We start from the raw sequence: 21290 nt of genomic DNA, 5'->3' as shown, positions 1-21290 counted from the left end.
AGCCAATGTTCAATTGACTTTGACTTAATTTGGCTAAGCAATTGTGTCATATATTTCTGTTAATAACAATTATTTAGTCAATGACTCGACTTATTTTTGGTTATCTTGGTTGTCATCATCTTTAACTTCTTTGAAATCAGCGTCTTCAACATTACTATCTTGAGAAGCATTTGCATCTTCACCTTGAGCTTGTTGTTGAGCTTGAGCTGCTTGTTCATAAACTTTTGTAGACAAGTCTTGAACTACTTTTTCTAAGTCTTCTTTTTTAGCTTTGATATCATCAATATCTTCGCCTTCTAGTGCTGATTTAAGTGCTTCTTTTTTGTCTTCAGCATTTTGTTTATCTTCTTCGCTGATGTTTTCACCTAAATCAGTAATTGTTTTTTCAACTTGGAATACTAAGCTATCTGCTTCGTTTCTCAAGTCACTTTCTTCGCGACGTTTTTTATCTGCTTCAGCATTTTCTTCAGCGTCTTTAACCATACGATCAATTTCGTCGTCTGAAAGTGCAGAGCTAGATTGAATTGTAATATTTTGTTCTTTGTTTGTACCTAAATCTTTTGCAGTAACGTTCACAATACCGTTTTTGTCGATATCAAATGTCACTTCAATTTGAGGTACGCCACGTGGAGCTGCTGGAATATCAGTTAATTGGAATCTACCAAGTGTTTTGTTATCTGCAGCCATTGGGCGTTCACCTTGTAATACATGGATATCAACTGCAGGTTGGTTGTCTGCTGCTGTTGAATAAACTTGAGATTTAGATGTTGGGATTGTAGTATTTCTTTCGATAAGCGTATTCATACGTCCACCCATAATTTCAATACCTAATGATAATGGTGTTACGTCTAATAATACGACATCTTTAACATCACCAGTGATAACGCCACCTTGAATTGCTGCGCCCATTGCAACTACTTCATCTGGGTTCACACCTTTATGAGGATCTTTTCCAACTTCTTTTTTAACAGCTTCTTGAACTGCTGGGATTCTAGTAGAACCACCAACTAAGATAACTTCGTCAATGTCAGAACTTGTTAAACCAGCATCTTTCATTGCTTGACGCGTAGGTTCCATAGTTCTTCTGATTAATGAATCTGCTAACTCTTCAAATTTAGAACGAGTTAAAGTTAATTCTAAGTGTAATGGACCATTCTCTCCTGCAGAGATAAATGGTAATGAAATTTGTGTTTGAGATACACCAGATAAATCTTTTTTAGCTTTTTCTGCAGCGTCTTTAAGACGTTGTAACGCCATTTTGTCTTTAGATAAATCTACACTGTTTTCTTTTTTGAATTCTGCAACTAAGTGATCAATAATTACTTGGTCAAAGTCATCCCCACCAAGTTTGTTGTCACCTGCTGTAGAAAGCACTTCAAATACACCGTCACCTAATTCAAGGATTGATACGTCAAAAGTACCGCCACCTAAGTCGAATACAAGTACTTTTTGATCTTGTTCAGTTTTGTCTAAACCATATGCTAAAGCAGCTGCTGTTGGCTCATTAATAATACGTTCAACTTCTAAGCCAGCAATTTTACCAGCATCTTTAGTAGCTTGACGTTCACTATCATTGAAATAAGCTGGAACAGTAATGACTGCTTTATCTACACTTTCACCTAAATAATCTTCAGCTGTACTTTTAAGATTTTGTAAAACCATTGCTGAAATTTCTTGTGGTGTATATGATTTTCCATCAACATCAACTTTATAATCAGTACCCATGTGACGTTTGATAGATTGTATTGTATTTGGGTTAGTAATTGCTTGGCGTTTTGCAACTTCACCTACTTGAGTTTCATCATTTTTGAATGCTACTACAGATGGTGTAGTTCTAGCGCCTTCAGGGTTTTGAATTACTTTTGGCTCATCGCCTTCTAAAATTGCAATACATGAATTTGTTGTACCTAAGTCAATACCTATTACTTTACTCATAAATAAATTCCTCCTGATATATTTAAAAATTTGGTGTTTTCAACAATAAAACGAATTATTGATTTACTTTAACCATTGAAGGTCTTAAAACTCTTTCTTTCAATTTGTATCCACTTTGTAGTTCTTGAGTGATTTGACCTGATTCGAAATCAGGATTGTCATCTTGAACTACTGCTTGATGTACATTCGGATCAAATTGTTGACCTTCTGTCTCAATTTTTTCTAAACCATTATTTTTTAATGCATTTAATAGACTTTCATGAACCATTTCTACACCTTTTTTAAGTGATTTAAATTGTTCATCTTCGCCATCTATTTGTAAAGCACGTTCAATGTTATCTATTGTTGGTAAAATATCATTTAGTACATCTTGTGCTTTATATGCTTTCATTGTTTGATTTTCTTTTTGAATTCTACGTTTATAGTTTTCAAACTCAGCGTATAATCTTAAATATTTTTCTTCATTTTCTTGAACATCTTTTTTTAATTGTTGAATTTCTTCATCTTTAGGATCTACGTCTTCTGCAATTTCTTGTGAATCGTCCTCCTGCAGATTATCTTGTGATGTTTCTGTAGTTTCATCATTGTTTTCAACTGAATCGGTTTGTGAAGTTTCTTCATTAACTTCTTCATTTTCGTTGAAAGCTGATTCGTTTTGCTCTGTCATAGTCTGCCCTCCAATACAATTCTTAATTACCAAATCGTATTTAGTAATCGAATTACGTTCTGATAATTCATTGCTGTTGGTCCGATAACCGCAATTTGACCTTTCAGCCTATCATCAATATGATACTCACTTGTTACGATAGAAATATCACTTAAACTTGATTCAATTTCATGTCCAATTTTCACATTGATGGAAGTATTGGACATTTCATCAAGTAGTTGTGTGATTTTGTTCGATTCTATATACTGTAGAATCGGTTGAATAGATGATACGTTTGATTCATTCAACGCATCTATGAGTTTAACCTTTCCGCCCATAAAAATGCCATTACTTTGATTATCAAAATGAATATCAATCATATTTAGCATGTCTTTTATAAAATCTTTTTCAGTATCAGATTTTACAAAAGCATTTAATTCATTTTCAAAACGGTGGTTATTCCATTCATTATATTTAGCAGTAACAAAATTTGATATTTTGGTTAATTCGTCATTAGATAATGGTACTTCAGATGCTAAATGTAAATGTTCAACATGACCTGATGTAAACACAACCACCATAATAACCAAATAAGCATTTGCTCTAATCAAATGAATATTATTGATTATATCTTGTTTATGATTTGGACGCATTACCAGCGTTGTATATTGTGATGCAATTGAAAGTTCATTAGCAAAATCACTCAATGTAGAGGAAAGGTCATAATGATTTTCAATTACCAAATCTTTTAAACGCTGCATTTTAGTTTGTTGTTGATGAGATGTTTCTTGTAATAATTGATTCACATAATATCTGATACCTGATTCTGATGGATATCTTCCTGATGAAGTATGTGTTTTTTCTATTAGTTCGAGATCTTCTAATTGTTTCATCTCATTTCTAATAGTAGCAGGGCTAACATTTAATTTATGTCGTTCAATCAGTGTTTTAGAACCAATTGGCTGACCTAAATCAACATAATCTTCAACAATTGCATTTAATATGCTTAATTGTCTATCACTAATCATGTTTTCACCTCATTAGCACTCTTTTGTTTCAAGTGCTAATTATAATTTATCAAATTGGTCAAAGTAAGTCAATGTTAAAGCCTCGGTTTTTAATAAAAACTTATACATTTAGTAAAAAAGACTCAAATACAAGGTTTCCGATGACTTTCCCTCTCTCAGTCATTGAAATAAAGCCTTGGTTATCTACAATAAGTTCTCTTTTAAGTAAATCCTCAATTGTTGTGCCATATACTTCATCTATAGATAAATCAAACTTTTCTTTAAATCTAGCTTTATTGACACCTTGGTTCATTCTTAAACCTAAAAACATTTCTTCTTCCATTTGTTCATTTTTTGTTGGTCTCGTGGACTCTAACAAAGGTCTTTCATTGTTCTTTATTTTCTTTATATAGTGATTTACAGGATTAACGTTACTGTACCTTTCACCGTCAACATAGCCGCTTGCACCTGCGCCAAAGCCATAGTAACCTTCATTTTTCCAATAAACTTTATTATGCTCTGATTCGTGACCCATTTTTCCAAAATTAGAAATCTCATATTGATGTAACTCAGACCTTTGCATGCGTTCTAAAAGATATTCATACATTTCTTCCCCGATATCTTCATTAGGTATTTTCAATTTGCCTTTTTTATACATATTATAAAATTGAGTTTTAGGTTCTAAAATAAGACCATAACTAGAAATATGATCAATATCCATCGCCAATGCTTTTTCTAAACTATCTTTAAAATCATCGATGGTCTGTTTTGGTAAGTGATACATTAAATCTAAACTAATAGAAGGAATACCTACGGCTCTCGCATTTGTAACTGCTTGGTATATATCAGATGTATTATGTGTTCTTCCTAATATTTCAAGCAGCTCTGGTTTAAAAGTTTGAACGCCCATAGATAATCTATTCACACCAAAATCCTTTAATAATTGAACTTTTTCCAAAGTCAATTCATCTGGATTTGCTTCAAAACTAAATTCTCCTTTGATTTCGAAAATATCAGTAATAGCTTTAAGTAAACGTTTAAGTTGTTCATAACTAAGTGCCGTTGGCGTTCCTCCACCAACAAAAACAGTTTCTAACACCTTCGTTTTACTATATTGCATTTCTTTAATTAAACAATCTAAGTATTCATCAACTGGTTGGTTATGAATAAAATATTTATTGAAATCACAATACGTACATATTCTTACACAGAAGGGGATATGTATATATGCACTTTTCACTTCCATATTGTGTTCACCTACTTCCCTATTTAAAAACATGATGTTTCATAAAAAACTGGGGCATAAATCGTTCGGATTTAAGGCCCCAAGTTTAAAGTATTATTAATCTTCATCCATTTTGAGTACTGCAAGGAAAGCATCTTGTGGAATTTCTACATTTCCCACTGCTTTCATTTTGGCTTTACCCGCTTTTTGTTTTTCTAATAATTTTCTCTTACGTGTAATGTCTCCGCCATAACATTTAGACAATACATTTTTCCCCATAGATTTAATATTTGTTCTCGCGACAATTTTTTGTCCTACAGCAGCTTGTACTGGTACTTCAAATTGTTGTCTTGGTATTAATGTTTTCAACTTATCGACAAGAGTTTTACCACGTTCGTATGCAAATTCTTTATGCACGATAAAGCTAAGAGCATCGACTTTTTCACCATTTAATAAAATATCCATCTTAACCAGGTCACTTTCTTTATTATCAATAAATTCATAATCAAAAGAAGCATAGCCTTTAGTATTAGATTTTAATTGATCGAAGAAATCAAATACTACTTCTGATAATGGAATTTCATAAATAATATTCACTCGAATATCATCCATGTATTCCATATTAATAAATTGACCACGTTTACGTTGACACAATTCCATTACAGCACCGACATAATCATTTGGTACCATCATAGTCGCACGTACAAACGGCTCATAAATGGTTTCTATTTTATCGCGATCTGGCATATTCGCTGGATTATCTACAGATACTTCCTCACCAGATTTTAATATACATTGGTAAATTACCGATGGCGCAGTTGCGATTAATTCAATGCCGAATTCACGTTCAATTCTTTCTTGAATAATTTCCATGTGTAACATACCTAAAAAACCAGTACGGTAGCCAAAACCTAATGCTTGAGAAGATTCTGGTTCAAATTCTAATGAGGCATCGTTTAATTGCAGCTTCTCTAAAGCTTCTCTTAAATCGTTATAGTCTTTGTTATCAATAGGGAATAATCCACAGAATACCATTGGATTCATTTTTTTATAACCTTGTAGTGGCGCTTCAGCAGGTCTCTCTGCATGCGTGATTGTATCACCTACACGGGAATCATCAACATTTTTAATACTAGCAATGATATAACCTACATCACCCACTGTTAATTCATCTACTGATAATTGTTTTGGGGTGTTAATACCTACTTCAGTTACTTCAAATTCTTTTCCAGTAGCCATCATTTTGATACGATCTCCAGCTTTAACAACGCCTTCCATAACACGTATGGATGAAATGACACCTCTATATGGATCATACTCAGAATCAAATATTAAAGCTTTTAAAGGTGCTTCTGGATCACCTTCAGGTGGTGGTACTACCTCAACTATTTTTTCCAATATATCTTCAATACCTATGTTTGATTTTGCACTTGCAAGTACGACATCCTCTTTATCAATACCAATAACGTCTTCAAGTTCTTGTTTAACGCGTTCTGGCTCAGCTGCAGGCAAATCAATTTTATTGATAACAGGTAGAAGCTCTAAATCATTATCCAGTGCTAAATAGACATTAGCTAGTGTTTGTGCCTCAATACCTTGTGCTGCGTCCACTACTAAAATAGCACCCTCACACGCTGCAAGTGATCTAGATACTTCATATGTAAAATCTACGTGTCCTGGTGTATCAATCAAATGGAACGTGTATGTTTCTCCATCCTTCGCTTCGTATTTCAATCGTACTGCGTTTAGTTTTATAGTAATACCGCGTTCTCTCTCTAAATCCATAGAATCTAGCAACTGTGATTGCATGTCTCTTGTTTCAACTGATTTAGTATTTTCTAAAATTCTATCAGCTAAAGTAGATTTACCATGGTCTATATGTGCGATAATAGAAAAGTTTCTTATATTTTTGCGTCGATTATAACGATCTTGTTTATCCATGTATTATCCTTCTCACTTTCATAATTCTAGCCCGTTTGTATGTATGACATTCTTTGATATAATAACGTTTTTACAAGTTAATTGCAAACTTGCAAAGCCATTAGTTTATAATAATTCAAAATATTAATTCACTTGTTAACACTTTATCAGAATATTTTATAGAATAAGTGTTTCATAACTTTATACATTATTATATCATTTATATTGAATTTACGGGCGGCTCATAAATAAATGATTGCAGAAAGTCGCTTGTTTTGATAAAATATTTCTTGTTGTAATCAAATTCATTTTGATAGCGAAGATCACTTTTAGGAGGTGACACACATGCCAAACATCAAATCTGCAATTAAACGTGTTAATACAACACATACTGCTGAAGAACGTAATATTTCTCAAAAAAATGAAATGCGTACAGCAGTTAAAAGAGCTCATTCAGCTTTAGAATCAAATGCTGATAACAAAGCTGACTTATTGAGTTTTGCTTTGAAAAAAGTAGATAAAGCTGCACAACGCAACTTAATCCACGACAACAAAGCTGCTCGTATTAAGTCATCATTAATGACAGCTGCTAAATAATATTAAAGTTCAAGCAATTGCTTGAACTTTTTTTATATCTTTTTTTAAATAAGTATCCTTTTAAAATACTCCCAATTTAATGTATGCACAGCGGGATAATATTGCTTTGTTTAAAACTACAGCGATAAAATAAATAACTCTAATATGAGATGTTTATCCATATAAGATGATTTTAATTTATAATCCGTCTCAGCACAGGAATCTATAATATTTAGCAAATTTTCAAGTTGGTAGTTTCTTGCTTGATTAAGCGCTAATTTTACTCTGTATGGGTGTACATTTATTGTCTTGGCAATTTGTTGACCACTATAACCCTTTTGACTTAATATTTTAGACTGATAAAAAAGTCGATAATTACTGGTAATTAATGCTAATAACTTAATTGGTTCTTCTTTCATTGCAATCAGATCATTAACCAATTGAATTGCATTTGATTTTTTATTTTTTTGAATATAATCTGTTAGTAAAAACACATTTTGTTCTAAACTTCTATTAACAATTTGGTACACATCTTGTTTATTAATTGTTGATCTGTCACCTAAGAAAAGGATTAATTTTTCGAGTTCTTGTTTAACAATATTAAAATTAACGCCTGTTAATTCTATAAATAGGTCAAGTGCATCTTGTTTGATATCTTTAAAATTTTCATGAAGCTCTTTTTTCATCCACTGCATAATTTCTTCTTCTGACATTTGCTCTATTTTTTTTAATTGGGCATTCTTTTTTAATGTTTTCACCAATTTCTTACGCTCATCTAATTTACTATGATATACCTCAAAAATAATCAACGTATCTCCATCATATTTTTCAATAAATTCAATGAGTTGATCTATGTTATGATTCAAATCTTTAGGAGGTTTTTCACCAGTGAATAGGTATGCATTTTGAACAAGTACTACTTTTTTATCAGAGAAAAAAGGCATGGTCAATGATTCTTCTATTACGGGTGCCAAATCATGTTCGTATAAATTATATTTTACGAAATTAAAATCATCTTTAGGTGCATTTAAATAGTTATTTATTTCTTCTGCTGACTTTTTTTCTATAAGTTCAGGTACTTCTCCGTAAATTGTTATTATATTATTGCTCATATATAGCACCCTTTCATCTCTATTACACATTAAATTATTATATCACGCAGTATTTGTTCTCTCTACCCAAATCATTTACCAAATTGTGATTTAATTTGTATCGAATTTGATAAAGTAATTGTGACTTCCCCAGAGAGACTTGTCATATATATTTTAGATCCTATTGCTTTCAATCTAGTAATAACTTCGGTACTAGGTAATTTATATCTATTATTTTGTCCAACTGAAATTAAGCTGATTTTAGGATGCATTATATTGACAAAGTTAGAACTAGAACTTGTTTTACTTCCATGATGACCTACTTTTAATACATCCAAATTATTAAGTTTGTACTTATTAAGTAAAAGAGATTCATTATGTTTTGAAGCATCGCCCATAAATAACATTTTATATTTATTATATTGTATGTAGGTAATAATAGAATGTTCATTTAGATCGTCTGAATTTTGTATTGTAGCATCTAACAAACGAATATCTGCTTTGCTAAGTACGATATGATTAAAAGTTTTAAAATCTAATAATTTAACCTTATGTTTTTTACATTGTAACGTTAGCGCTTTTAATTGTTCCAAGCTAAAGCTATTTGCATTTATTATTATATGATCTATTTGATATTTTCCTATTAGATAGCTTAATTCTCCCATATGATCAACATGTGGGTGTGTAATAATCAAATAATTAATTTTAGGTAAACCATGCTTTTTTAAAGTGGGCAGAATCTTTCGTTTTGATAGCATGTGGTTGTCTTTCATACCTTTTTTAATCAATACACCCCCAGTATCTATAAGCATAGATTCCTGTTTATCCGTTTCAAATAATATAGCATCTCCTTGGTTCACGTTTAACATAGTTAATCTGTAATCATTTGATTTCGGTAAAATGGTTAAAATGAAAAATATGCTTATTAGAATCAATAAAAAAAGAAAATAATGCTTATGAACGAATAAAATAAGTGCAACAATGATAAGAAACACAGCAATTGCAATAAAAAATGAAGATAATTCGGGGGTGAACCATTTTAAAGTAGAGAATTTCATAAAAATAGAAACAAAGTAATCATGAATCAAGAGCAATATATTTAGGCATTTTGTAAAAATTGTAACTTTAATAGGAAAATGAAGCGAAGCAAAATAAATTAACGAGGCAGGAAATAAAATAAATGTGTAAAACGGAACAAAGAATAAATTAGCTAAGATACCTATCCATTGGATTTGATTAAAATGGGCTGCACTAATAATGGAAGATGAAAGTTGTGCTATAACACTGACAAAAATCATGCTTTTGACGATATTAGCGTCTTTTAAAATCGGGAGTGCAAAAAGAATACAAAAAGTTATAAAAAATGAAAACTGAAATCCAATATTATATATTAATTGTGGAGAAATTAGTGTGATTAAAATAAAAACACCAAAAAGAACATTCATAGAATGTTTGTACAACTTTTTCGGAAGTAATAGAAGAATAAGCGCAACTAACACTGCACGAATAGCACTTGGAGCCATACCAGTGTAAATAGTATAAATGGGTAACAAAATAAAAATAATAGCTTTTATCAAAAATAAGGGACATCTGACTTTAGTCAAAGTATAAAAAATAATACTAACTAAAGCTGTGATATGTGTCCCACTTATTGCTAGTAAATGATAAATACCAATTTCTCTAATTTGATCTAATTGATGGTCTTTTATCTTGGAAGTATCTCCCGTAATCAATGCAATTATTTTACCTGGATCATCGTTGTGTTCTGTAACAAGACGCTTATAAATATATTGCTTATGTAAATCGACCAGAGACATCCAACCCATTGATATTGACTTACAACTTGATAAATCGAAGCTTTTTATATTGATATATAATTTTCTACTTATTCCTTCCCCATTAAATTTAAAAGCACCATGGATTTTACAATCGCGTCGGTATAATTCAGACGAATCCGAAGATTTAACTTTTCTGTTCGGCTTAAAATAATATTGATAATAATCGCTATCAATTTGGAGTTTACCACTTAGAGTATTGTCGCTAATGACAGGTTTAGTGATAAATTTTGCATTAGCAATTAAAGATTTACTTAACATATCATTTTGAAATTCTAACGTTTGATGATAATACCTATAAAATAATCCAAAAGCTATAAAAGGAACAATTATAATCATAATAACTTGCTGCCATTTGAACTGCTTTATTTTAAGTAAAAATATAAGGAATATAAAAAGAAGTATTGAAAGAAATTTGAGATGTAGCCAAAGAATGCCAACTAAATATGCTATGCCATAATAAACCGTGGCTATTTATTTAATAAGTATTGTGCTACATGCTCTTGATCAAATGAAATTTTTTTATACTCAATACCTGCTTGTTTCAATAACTCCAATGCATATGTATGGTTATGATAATCTTCGGCATAATATATTGTATCAATACCAGATTGTATGATTGATTTTGTACAGTTCAAACAAGGGAAATGAGTAACATAGATTGTAGCGCCATCTGTAGAAACACCTTGTTTAGCACATTGAAGTAAAGCGTTCATCTCAGCGTGTATTGTTCTGATACAATGGCCATCCTCTAATAAACACCCTTCATCAATACAATGAACTTCACCTGAAACCGAACCGTTATAGCCCCCTGCAATGATTCTATTATCTTTCACTATAGTAGCACCAACTGACAAACGTTCACACGTAGAACGCAAAGCCAAAAGATGACTTTGAGCCATAAAGTATTCTTCCCATTTGATACGATCCATGATGATTTACCTCCATATATGTATTATATTTTTTGATTAATTATAGATTAATTTGAATTGAACCATAATGCAACTAAAAGTTATATAGTCAGCTTTGAACCGATTTTTTCTAAAGTCTTAGCTCCAATACCATTTACGTCTTTTAATTGCTCTACAGACTCAAAAGGGCCATGTTGTTGTCTATATTCTATAATAGCCTTAGCTTTAGTCGGTCCAATCCCATTTATCGTTAATAACTGAGATTCTGTTGCATCATTAATATTTATTTGTTCTGAGTTTATTGTACTATTACCTTTTTTACTATCTTCTGTGTGGTTATTCTTTAAAGCAAAATGATTCATATTAATGTCTTTTTGATCTTTGTCACCAATTTTCGGAATATAAATGACTTTCTGGTCTTGTAATTTTTCAGCTAAATTCACACTTGAAAGATCAGCATCTTTTAATAAAATTGCTTTGTCCACTAATTGCTTAACCCTATCCGTATCTTTCATCTTATAAATATCAGGATGCTGTACAGCACCTTTAATATCAACAAAAATAAAGCTACCCTTTTTATCATTTTTTACTGATTTTGCATTATCATTATTAGTAGCAATTGTTTTACTATTGGTACTTTGTTCATTAATTAATGTGGAATCATCATTTGTACTTAAGTTTGCATTGCTGTTGTCATCTGTATTGCTGACATTTAAAAATTTATAACAACAAATAGCAAGCAATAGTACTAACGCGCATCCAACTATGATCACTAATTTATTTTTCTCAAAAATTACTTTCCATTTTGACCAGTCTAATTGCAAAAAATCACTCCTTTATACTTAACACGTATAAGGGAGTGATTTTACTTTTATTTTTTAGCTATGAAAAATAATCTATAACCATTTTCAGTGTGATTGTTTATGTCAAAGTCAACAAAAGTCTGTATATGGTTAAAACCTACTTCTTTTAACATCGCTGTATATTCATTTTCAGTATAAGTTTGCTGATAATGTGATTCATCAAACCTAGTATAATGCGTACTATCTTGTTTAATAAAAAACGACATATCGTGCCAAACACTCAGAGGTTCTTCGCCTTGGACAGCTTCCCACCCTAAGAAAACATCTTCGGATTCGTCAATATAACTTTGATTATTAAACAATGTATTCATTTTATAAGCTGTGTGAACATCAAACATAAAGACACCATCTTGAGATAAATGTCGATAAACATTTTTAAATGTATCTGAAACATTTTCTCTTTCAGGTAAATAATTCAAAGAATCACAAAATATTGTAATGACATCAAAATGTTGTTCAAGCTCAAAATCAGTCATATCTGCTTCAATCCAATTAACAACATTAGATTTTTGAGCAGCTATAGCTAACATATCAACACTAAGATCCATTCCTGTCACTTGCTCAAATTCAGTGAACAGCGATGTTAAACTACCGGTTCCACAACCAATATCTAAAATAGAATGCTTTTTACCTGCAAAATGATTAACAATGCTTAGCCAATCTTCATACGGTTGATCTAAGGTTAGCTGATCATAAAACAAGCTCATTTCTTCATATTGTGCCATTTTTAATAAACAGCCTGTCTGTATGATTCAAGAGGTGCATCTCTATACAGTTTTTCAATATTATAATAATCTCTTTCATCTTTATGGAATACGTGTACGACTACATTTGCCAAATCAATAAGAATCCATCTCGCATCATTAAAGCCTTCCATTCGTTTAACTTCAATTTCCGCTTCATTAGCTGCATCTTTGACTGCACGTGCGATAGACTGAACTTGTTTTTCATTATTTCCGTGGCAAACCACAAAATAGTCTGTCATATCACTAATACCTTGCATATTTAAAGAAATAATATCTTCTGCTTTTTTATTCTCAGTTGCTTCCACAGCTAATTTTAATAATTGATCTGATTTCATTTAATCATCCTTTACTCTTTCGTCACTGTAATTGTAATAATTCAAGCATGCAATCGTCGCGTCATAGACATTAATATCTTTATTAATTAAATATAAAACGGTACGCTTAGATATTTCATATATTATTTTATCTAAGCCACCTTTATTGTATGCTAAATCTCTAATTTCTTCAACGCCTGGGGTTTGACGCCCAGGTTCTATATAGTCTGCAATAAAGACAAGTTTCTCTGTTTTTGTCATTTGAGCACGACCTGTCGTATGGTTTTTTATCGCTAATAATACTTCTTCATCATCGATACCATACTTCTCTTTCATAATAACCGCACAAACAGGTCCGTGTAAAATTTCCGAACCATAACTTAATAGATTGCTATCTAAATCATGTTGCGTAACAACTTGATACATCGTTCCTAAATCATCATATTTAGAATAATCGTGTAATACACCCGCAAGTTCTGCTTTATCTTTATCACCATCATAAATATCTGCTAATTTAACCGCAGTTTCAGCCACTCTTAATGAATGGTTAAACCGCTTTTCAGGCAATTTCTCTTTGACAATTTCTATTGCTTCATTAACTTTCATATAATCCTTCCTCTCGGATATATTGTTCAACACTTGGAGAAACGAGTGCTTGAATATTCTCTTTATTCTTCACTCTTTTTCTAATTAATGTTGAGCTTATATCAATACGTGGAATTGTTATCGATAGCATTTCTGATTCGACTTCTTGTGTCGTTTTATCTCTATTGACGATTACAAAAGTAATGTACGATTTTAATTCATTAATCTTAAACCACTTATGCAGTTGATTATATTGGTCTGTCCCTATCACAAGATAAAGTTTTGCATCAGGATGCTTATCTAAAATGTACATCACTGTATCATAGGTATAACTTTGTCCTCGTCTTTCTATTTCATTTAAACAGATACGACCAAAACCCAGATCATCTATAACAGATTGAATCATATCAACTCTATATCGACCTTCCAAATAATCTGTATGTTCTTTTAGCGGAGATATAAAACTAGGTATAAAATAAAATACGTCCGGTTTTATAAATGCGTTAACTTCACTAGCTACGACCATGTGGGCGATATGAATCGGGTTAAATTGCCCACCATATAAGACAATCGATTTAGCCATTATGGTAACTGAATTTGTTTATTATCTTGTGATTCTTTGTAAAGTACAATCATCGACCCGATTACTTGTACAATATCACTACGTGTTGCATCACTTAATGATTGTGCTAAGTCATTTTTATCTTCAAAGTTGTTTTGCAATACATGTATTTTAATTAACTCTCTATTTTCTAGAATATCTTGTATTTGCGCTACCATATTGTCATTAATACCAGCTTTCCCTATTTGAAAAGTTGGATCTACGTTATGGGCTTTACTTCGTAAAAATCTTTTTTGTTTACCTGTTAACATAATTCAATCTCCTTTTATAAATATTTTAAAACAGTGTCTTTCATTATTTGAATTTGTGGTAATTCACCTGTCCAAATTCTATAACTTTCAGCACCTTGGTATACGAACATATCTAATCCATTATGAATAGGATTTCCTTTAGCTTCTGCAATTTCTAAAATAGGTGTCTTAAATGGTACATAAACGATATCACTCACTAACGTGTGACTATCCAAATTATCAAGGTTAATAATAACCTCTTTATTTTGATTCATACCTGCTGGCGTTGTATTGATAATAATATCAAATTCTGATAATGCTGCTTCAGCTTCTTGTAAACTAATTTTATTCACTTCTAATTGCCAACTTTCAAATCGATCCATAGATCTATTGGCTACTGTAAGTTTGGGTCTAACGAATTTTTTTAGTTCATTAGCGAGCCCTTTACTCGCACCACCAGCGCCTAAAATTAATATATATGCATCTTCTAAATCTGGATATACTTGTCTTAAACCTGTTACATATCCAATACCATCCGTATTGTAACCAATCCATTTACCGTCCACAATTTTCACCGTATTAACTGCTCCAACTGTTTTTGATTGTTCATCGATTTCATCCAGATAGGGTATAATACGCTCTTTATGTGGTATTGTAACGTTAAATCCAGAAAGTGCTTTGTCATTAATTATCTCTTTGATACGATGAAAGTCTTCGTTTCTAATATTAATCGCTTCATAAGATGATAAATCATTTAAAGCTGCAAAATTTGCATTATGCATAACTGGTGATAAAGAGTGATCAATAGGATTGCCTATCACTGCGTACTTCACATTAAACCCGCCTTACATTATAGAATTTCGTAATACGACATCGACATTTTTAGGTACACGAACAATGATTTTAGCACCTTCATCAATGGTAATAAAACCTAATCCAGAAATCATAACATCACGCTTTTCTTTACCTGTTTCTAGACGTACGGCTTTAACATTTTGCAAATCAAAATGATCTGGGTTATTAGGGGGCGACAATACATCCCCTAATTGATTACGCCACAATTCATTTGCATTTTCCGTTTTAGTTCTATGGATATTAAGATCATTTGAAAAATAACATACTAATGGTCGTTTACCACCACTTATATAATCAATACGTGCTAAACCACCGAAAAATAATGTTTGTCCTTCATTTAATTGATATACACGTTGTTTAACCTCTTTTTTAGGCATAATTGTTTTTAATTCTTTTTCCGTTACGTAATGCGTCATTTGATGTTCTTGAATCACACCAGGTGTATCATACATGAACGAAGTGTCATCAAGTGGTATATCAATCATATCTAAAGTTGTACCAGGGAATCGAGAAGTGGTAACTACATTCTTTTCACCCACACTGCGCTCTATCAATTTATTAATCAGTGTAGATTTACCTACATTTGTAGTCCCTACAATATAGACATCGTCATTATTTCTCAAAGTATTAATAGCATTCAATAAATCTTCGATACCCTCATTTTTTTCAGCAGAAATTAAAATGACATCTTCTGCATCTAAGCCGTATTTTCTCGCTGTTTTCTTCAACCATTCTTTTACACGGCGTTTATTAATTTGTTTCGGTAATAAGTCTAGTTTATTACCTACTAAAATGATTTGTTTATTTCCAACAATGCGTTTGATTGCATTAATAAAAGATCCTTCAAAGTCAAAAACATCCACAACATTTACAACAATACCTTTTTTGTCTGCTAAGCCATTAAGTAAATTTAAAAAATCTTCACTATCCAAGCCTACATCTTGCACTTCGTTGTAATTTTTTAACCTAAAGCATCTTTTACAAATAACGTCTTCTTTATAAAGACTACTTTCTGGAACATATCCAGGCGCATCTAAATCTTCAGATTGTAAGGGTGCGCCACAACCGATACATTTTAATATCTCAGTTTCTGCCAATCAATTTTCCTCCCATTTAATATAACCTTTTTTTCTAAAATGCTGTAGTAATCTACGTTCAATCATGCGATTAAACTTCGTTATAAATCCATCTGTTTTTTTCACTGGGACAACCATAATTGTGAATAATCCGCGTCTATTTCCGCCAAACACATCTGTTAGCATTTGGTCTCCAATGACAACTATTTCTTCTGGATTCAAATTCATTAATTTAGATGCTTGATTAAAGGCGCGACCTCTGGGTTTTTTTGCTTTAAATATATAGTCCACATTTAATGATTTTGAAAAATTGCCTACGCGTTGTTCGTTGTTATTTGAAACAATTGTTACAGTTATGCCGAGTTCTTTTGCTCTATCGAACCATTCTTTTACTGCTTCTGTTGGATCAGCTACATCCCATCCTACAAGTGTGTTATCTAAATCTGTAATTATACCTTTTACGCCTGAATTTGCGAGTTTTTCTATATCAATTTGAAAAATAGATTGTACATATTCGTTTGGCATAAAATAGTGCTTTATCATACCCATGTTTTATTTCACCTTTTTATATAGTTTTAATTAAACGATCAACAATTTGACTTGAAGCAATTGCTGCTTTTTCTAAGAATGCTTCGAATGTTATACCTGCATCACCATCTGCTAAATCAGAAATAGCACGTGTAATTATGAATGGTAGGTTAAACTGATAACATGTCTGGGCAATCGCTGTTGCTTCCATTTCTGCTGCCATGGCTTGTGGAAAGTTTGTTTTGATATCTGCGCGTTGTTCTGCAGTGCCAATAAAACTATCTCCACTTACAATTAAACCAGATTTAGCAACCCATTTTTGATCATTTATTGCTTCTTTTGCTAATTCAATTAAATGGCTATCCGCAACAAATTGTGCAGGCATTTGAGGAATTTGACCCAATTGATAACCAAATGCTCTTGCATCTGCATCGTGATAAGCTACCATGTCACTTACTATAATATCTCCGACACCAAGTGATTTGTCTAATGCACCCGCCGAACCTGTATTAATAATTAAATCTGGGTGAAAACGATTTATTAATAAAGTAGTAGAAATTGCAACATTTACTTTTCCAATACCACTTTGAGTCAAGATAACTTCTTTATCATGTAAACGCCCTTTATAAAAAACAACATGAGCAACATTAATTATTTCTAAGTTAACAATTTTATCTTTTAAGATAGCTACTTCTTCTTCCATAGCACCTATAATACCTATCATTATATTTCACCTCATTTTAAAATCCTAGCCTTTGTTATTCTACCATATTTGAACACATAGCTCGATAATAGTTCAATGTTTTTGCATAAAATAATAATTATTGAAATTATTTAAACTTTTTAATTATATTAACTATCATAAATTCGTTTATTTTAAAAATTTAACATGAAAAATACCCTGAACTTAATGTATTGTAACCATAAGTCAGGGTATTATCTATTTTCATTTAGCTACCAAATAATTCAGTTAAACCTTGAAGCGAGAAGATACCAATTACAATCGTTACGACTACTGCAACAATCCCGAACCAAAGCATCCATGTCGGGTGTTTGTAATCTCCTACGATTGATTTACGTTTACTAGCAATTAATATCGTACCTAATGTAATAGGTAAAATCAAACCATTTAGTGCACCTGCTACAATAAGTAACGTGACAGGTTTGCCTAAGAATAAAAATACTAACGTTGACACTACAATGAAACTAATTACAATAATATTCGTTTTATTATAAACAGATTTATGTAATGTTTTTAAGAATGTTGCACTTGTATATGCAGAGCCAATAACTGAAGACATTGCAGCCGCAAATAGTACAATACCGAAAATATTTCGTCCTATAGGTCCTAACACATGTTCAAATACAGAAGCAGGTGGATTATCAGCATTCAATGTAACGCCCGTTACTACTACACCTAATACAGCTAAGAATAATAATGTTCTTAGTACACCAGTTGTTAATATACCTGAAATCGCAGCCTTATTTACAAATGGTAAATAATCTTTACCTTTAATTCCAGAATCTAATATTCTATGTGCGCCAGCAAAAGTAATGTATCCGCCAACCGTACCACCAACTAATGTGATAATTGGTAAAACAAGCGCTAGTGGTTGCTCTGGCATCACTAAATGTTTTGCAGCCTCAGCATAGGGTGGATTGGCTTTAAACATAACAAAAGCGACAACGATAATCATCAATACACCTAAAAACATTGTTACGACGTCCATTATCTTTTGTCCACTTTTACTAATAAATATTGCAATTGAAAGAACGGCAGTAATTGCTGCACCTATTTTAACATCTAACCCAAATATCGCATTCAAACCTAATCCAGCACCGGCTATGTTACCAATATTAAAAGCTAGACCACCAATTGCAATGAGGATTGATATAAATGTACCCAGTCCATTAAAAATTTCATTAGCTACTTCTTGTCCACGTTTACCTGTAACAACGAGTACACGCCAAATATTAATCTGTGCACCAATATCAATTAATATAGATAGTAAAATTGCAAATGCAAAACTAGATGCAAATTGTGCTGTAAATACAGCAGTTTGTGTTAAAAATGCTGGTCCTATCGCGGATGTTGCCATTAAAAACACAGAACCTAATAATAACCTTTTGTGATTTTTAGTAAACTGGAAATCTTTTTCGTCTGACCTTAATTTTTCTCCCATTGCTTAGCCCCCTAGCCTTGTAATTGAAATGCCTTCTTTCGTTAATTGTTCTCTAATTTGTGTTACAAATTCAATTGCATGTGCCCCATCGCCGTGCACACAAATAGTATCTGCTTTAATATCTATTGTATTGTTATTTTTTGTAATTACTTTTTGAAATTTAACCATATTTATCACTTGTTTAATCGCTTCATCTGTATTGGTAATCAATGCATCAGCTTCTTTTCTGCTTACTAACTGTCCATCGTCTTCATAACGTCTGTCGGCAAAAACCTCAGAAGCTGTGGACAATCCTAAAGCCTGTGCTTCTGAAATTAATAAAGTATTAGAAAGTCCCACATAGATTAAAGTCGGATCAAAGTCATAAACTGCTTTTGCAATAGCATGCGCAATAACTTTATCTCTTGCTCCCATTTGATAAAGTGCACCATGCGGTTTAACATGATTAATCTTAACGTCATGAATTCTACAAAAACCATTCAATGCACCTAATTGATAAACAACAATATCATAAACTTCTTCAGGAGATAAATCCATATTTCTTCTGCCAAAGCCTTGTAAATCAGGAAGTCCTGGGTGTGCGCCGATACCTATACCGTTGTCTTTTGCAAGTTTAATGGTATCGTTCATCACATGTTGATCGCCAGCATGAAAGCCACATGCAATATTTGCTGATGTTATTAAAGGAATAATTTGATTGTCACCACCAAATGAATAGTTACCAAACGCTTCTCCTAAATCACAATTCAAATCTACTTTCATTTATACTTCCTCCTTTAAAATTTGATGTCTATCTAAAAATTTAATGTCTACTTGGCTTGCATCACCATCAGCATATTCAGGATAAGATAATACAGCATACAGAAAATCAGCAGTTGTCGTAAAACCATCGATGACCATTTCATCAAGTGTTACTTTTAATTTATTAATAGCAAGTTGTCTAGTGGAAGACTTCACAATCACCTTTGCAACTAATGAATCATAATATGGTGAAACTTTATATCCGTGATATAACAAACTATCAACACGTATATTAAAGCCTTGTGGCAGATGTAAAGCTTCTACAGTGCCTGGTGTAGGTTGAAATTGTTTCTCTGGATTTTCTGCATTGATTCTTGCCTCAATGACATGACCATCAAAAGTAATGTCTTCTTGTGTGAATGGTAGTTCATTATGTTGCATGAGATACAATTGTGCTTGTAATAAGTCTCTGTTTGCTCTCATCTCTGTTACTGTGTGTTCAACTTGAATGCGTGCATTCATTTCTATAAAGTAATACGCATCATCCGTAACTAAATATTCAATGGTGCCTGCACTGCGATAATGAGATGCACGCGCCACTTTAACAGCATCATTACACATTGCTTCTCGCATCGACTCAGAAATTGCAGCGCATGGTGATTCTTCAATTAACTTTTGATTTTTCCTTTGTACAGAACAATCTCTTTCACCTAAGTGAATAAAATTATTTTTGCCATCACCGATAACTTGAACTTCCACATGTTTTGCAATAGGGATGAAAGCTTCAACATAAATACGGTCATCATCAAAATACTTTTCACCCTCACTTTTAGCTTCTTTAAAAGCTTTTTCGAGTGACGCTTCTTCTTTGATAATACGTATACCTTTACCGCCACCACCACTCGCTGCTTTTAACACAAGTGGATAACCAATATCTTGAGCAATAGATTTCACTTCACTTATCGAATCAACAGCACTTGTAGAACCCGGAATAATAGGAACACCGACATTATCAACTGTTTGTCTAGCAGTGATTTTATCCCCCATCATTTCCATAGTTGTCTTAGTAGGACCAATAAAATAAATCTCGTTCTCTTCAACTTTTTGGGCAAACGATGCACTCTCCGATAAAAAGCCATACCCTGGATGAATCGCGTTAGCTTGTGTTATTTTGGCTGCGCTAATAATTCTGTCTTGGTTTAAATAACTTTCAAGTGGATTTGCCTCACCTATACAAACAGCTTGATCTGCTAAACTTACATGCAAACTTGATTCATCACCTATCGCATAGATTGCAACAGTTTCAATATTTAGTTCTCTGCACGCTCTTATAATACGTACAGCAATTTCTCCTCTATTTGCTATCAGACAACGATACAATGCAAACACCCCTTTATTTGA

22 protein-coding genes are annotated in these 21290 nt (G+C 32.2%); 1 reads left to right on the top strand and 21 read right to left on the bottom strand.

Features of this window, described 5'->3' with window-relative positions:
- Positions 1–90: 90 nt before the first annotated feature.
- The 5 genes from dnaK to lepA all read right to left on the bottom strand — a co-directional run bounded on the left by dnaK (position 91) and on the right by lepA (position 6754).
- Positions 91–1935: a molecular chaperone DnaK gene (dnaK, locus tag ACM6UH_RS07180; protein WP_061050596.1), complete on the bottom strand. Its 1845-nt coding sequence runs from the start codon at positions 1933–1935 to the stop codon at positions 91–93.
- Positions 1936–1990: 55 nt separating this feature from the next.
- A complete protein-coding gene (gene grpE / locus ACM6UH_RS07175; RefSeq protein ID WP_002483152.1) occupies positions 1991–2602 on the bottom strand; it encodes a nucleotide exchange factor GrpE in 612 nt (203 codons plus the stop codon).
- A gap of 26 nt (positions 2603–2628) precedes the next feature.
- The gene (gene hrcA / locus ACM6UH_RS07170) at positions 2629–3609 is read right to left on the bottom strand and encodes a heat-inducible transcriptional repressor HrcA (RefSeq protein WP_011302992.1); all 981 of its coding nucleotides are present in this window, start codon (positions 3607–3609) and stop codon (positions 2629–2631) included.
- A gap of 100 nt (positions 3610–3709) precedes the next feature.
- Positions 3710–4834: a radical SAM family heme chaperone HemW gene (gene hemW / locus ACM6UH_RS07165; RefSeq protein WP_011302991.1), complete on the bottom strand. Its 1125-nt coding sequence runs from the start codon at positions 4832–4834 to the stop codon at positions 3710–3712.
- A gap of 96 nt (positions 4835–4930) precedes the next feature.
- Positions 4931–6754: a translation elongation factor 4 gene (gene lepA / locus ACM6UH_RS07160; protein ID WP_011302990.1), complete on the bottom strand. Its 1824-nt coding sequence runs from the start codon at positions 6752–6754 to the stop codon at positions 4931–4933.
- A gap of 324 nt (positions 6755–7078) precedes the next feature.
- Here lepA and rpsT point away from each other — a divergent pair, with 324 nt between their 5' ends.
- Positions 7079–7330, top strand: a complete 252-nt coding sequence (rpsT, locus tag ACM6UH_RS07155; RefSeq protein WP_002483148.1) for a 30S ribosomal protein S20 — start codon at positions 7079–7081, stop codon at positions 7328–7330.
- A 116-nt stretch (positions 7331–7446) separates the two neighbouring features.
- Here the strand turns inward: rpsT and holA are convergent, their stop codons facing one another.
- The 16 genes from holA to ACM6UH_RS07075 form a co-directional block, all read right to left on the bottom strand.
- A complete protein-coding gene (gene holA, locus ACM6UH_RS07150; RefSeq protein WP_011302989.1) occupies positions 7447–8421 on the bottom strand; it encodes a DNA polymerase III subunit delta in 975 nt (324 codons plus the stop codon).
- A gap of 71 nt (positions 8422–8492) precedes the next feature.
- The gene (locus ACM6UH_RS07145; protein WP_047503935.1) at positions 8493–10574 is read right to left on the bottom strand and encodes a DNA internalization-related competence protein ComEC/Rec2; all 2082 of its coding nucleotides are present in this window, start codon (positions 10572–10574) and stop codon (positions 8493–8495) included.
- Between the two features lie 131 nt (positions 10575–10705).
- A complete protein-coding gene (locus ACM6UH_RS07140; RefSeq protein WP_002483145.1) occupies positions 10706–11167 on the bottom strand; it encodes a ComE operon protein 2 in 462 nt (153 codons plus the stop codon).
- A gap of 80 nt (positions 11168–11247) precedes the next feature.
- Complete coding sequence (locus tag ACM6UH_RS07135) at positions 11248–11970, bottom strand: helix-hairpin-helix domain-containing protein (protein WP_011302987.1); 723 nt, start codon at positions 11968–11970, stop codon at positions 11248–11250.
- Positions 11971–12017: 47 nt separating this feature from the next.
- Positions 12018–12734: a class I SAM-dependent DNA methyltransferase gene (locus ACM6UH_RS07130; protein WP_002483143.1), complete on the bottom strand. Its 717-nt coding sequence runs from the start codon at positions 12732–12734 to the stop codon at positions 12018–12020.
- Between the two features lie 2 nt (positions 12735–12736).
- Positions 12737–13090, bottom strand: coding sequence for a ribosome silencing factor (gene rsfS / locus ACM6UH_RS07125; RefSeq protein WP_011302986.1), 354 nt, complete (start codon positions 13088–13090; stop codon positions 12737–12739).
- A complete protein-coding gene (gene yqeK / locus ACM6UH_RS07120; protein ID WP_069805261.1) occupies positions 13091–13675 on the bottom strand; it encodes a bis(5'-nucleosyl)-tetraphosphatase (symmetrical) YqeK in 585 nt (194 codons plus the stop codon).
- Complete coding sequence (gene nadD / locus ACM6UH_RS07115; RefSeq protein ID WP_011302984.1) at positions 13665–14237, bottom strand: nicotinate (nicotinamide) nucleotide adenylyltransferase; 573 nt, start codon at positions 14235–14237, stop codon at positions 13665–13667. Before nadD ends, yqeK begins: the two co-directional genes overlap by 11 nt.
- Complete coding sequence (gene yhbY, locus ACM6UH_RS07110; protein WP_002483139.1) at positions 14237–14527, bottom strand: ribosome assembly RNA-binding protein YhbY; 291 nt, start codon at positions 14525–14527, stop codon at positions 14237–14239. The genes nadD and yhbY overlap by 1 nt, the downstream gene beginning before the upstream one ends.
- A 14-nt stretch (positions 14528–14541) precedes the next feature.
- Entirely contained in the window at positions 14542–15339 is a 798-nt protein-coding gene (gene aroE / locus ACM6UH_RS07105) for a shikimate dehydrogenase (RefSeq protein ID WP_011302983.1), read from the bottom strand.
- A gap of 12 nt (positions 15340–15351) precedes the next feature.
- Positions 15352–16458: a ribosome biogenesis GTPase YqeH gene (gene yqeH / locus ACM6UH_RS07100; RefSeq protein ID WP_011302982.1), complete on the bottom strand. Its 1107-nt coding sequence runs from the start codon at positions 16456–16458 to the stop codon at positions 15352–15354.
- Positions 16459–16986: a YqeG family HAD IIIA-type phosphatase gene (locus ACM6UH_RS07095; RefSeq protein WP_011302981.1), complete on the bottom strand. Its 528-nt coding sequence runs from the start codon at positions 16984–16986 to the stop codon at positions 16459–16461. It lies immediately after the preceding gene.
- Between the two features lie 16 nt (positions 16987–17002).
- A complete protein-coding gene (gene mtnN / locus ACM6UH_RS07090; RefSeq protein WP_011302980.1) occupies positions 17003–17689 on the bottom strand; it encodes a 5'-methylthioadenosine/S-adenosylhomocysteine nucleosidase in 687 nt (228 codons plus the stop codon).
- Between the two features lie 226 nt (positions 17690–17915).
- A complete protein-coding gene (locus ACM6UH_RS07085; RefSeq protein ID WP_011302979.1) occupies positions 17916–19148 on the bottom strand; it encodes an NRAMP family divalent metal transporter in 1233 nt (410 codons plus the stop codon).
- 3 nt (positions 19149–19151) lie between these two features.
- Entirely contained in the window at positions 19152–19910 is a 759-nt protein-coding gene (gene pxpA, locus ACM6UH_RS07080) for a 5-oxoprolinase subunit PxpA (RefSeq protein ID WP_011302978.1), read from the bottom strand.
- Complete coding sequence (locus tag ACM6UH_RS07075; RefSeq protein WP_011302977.1) at positions 19911–21269, bottom strand: acetyl-CoA carboxylase biotin carboxylase subunit; 1359 nt, start codon at positions 21267–21269, stop codon at positions 19911–19913. It abuts the gene before it with no gap.
- Positions 21270–21290 lie beyond the last annotated feature (21 nt).

It is taken from the genome of Staphylococcus sp. LKG4-2, assembly GCF_050955665.1.
Classification (GTDB): Bacteria; Bacillota; Bacilli; order Staphylococcales; family Staphylococcaceae; genus Staphylococcus; species Staphylococcus saprophyticus.
The sequence above is the reverse complement of the archived record's forward strand: the minus strand, read 5'-3'. Positions and strand labels throughout refer to the sequence as shown.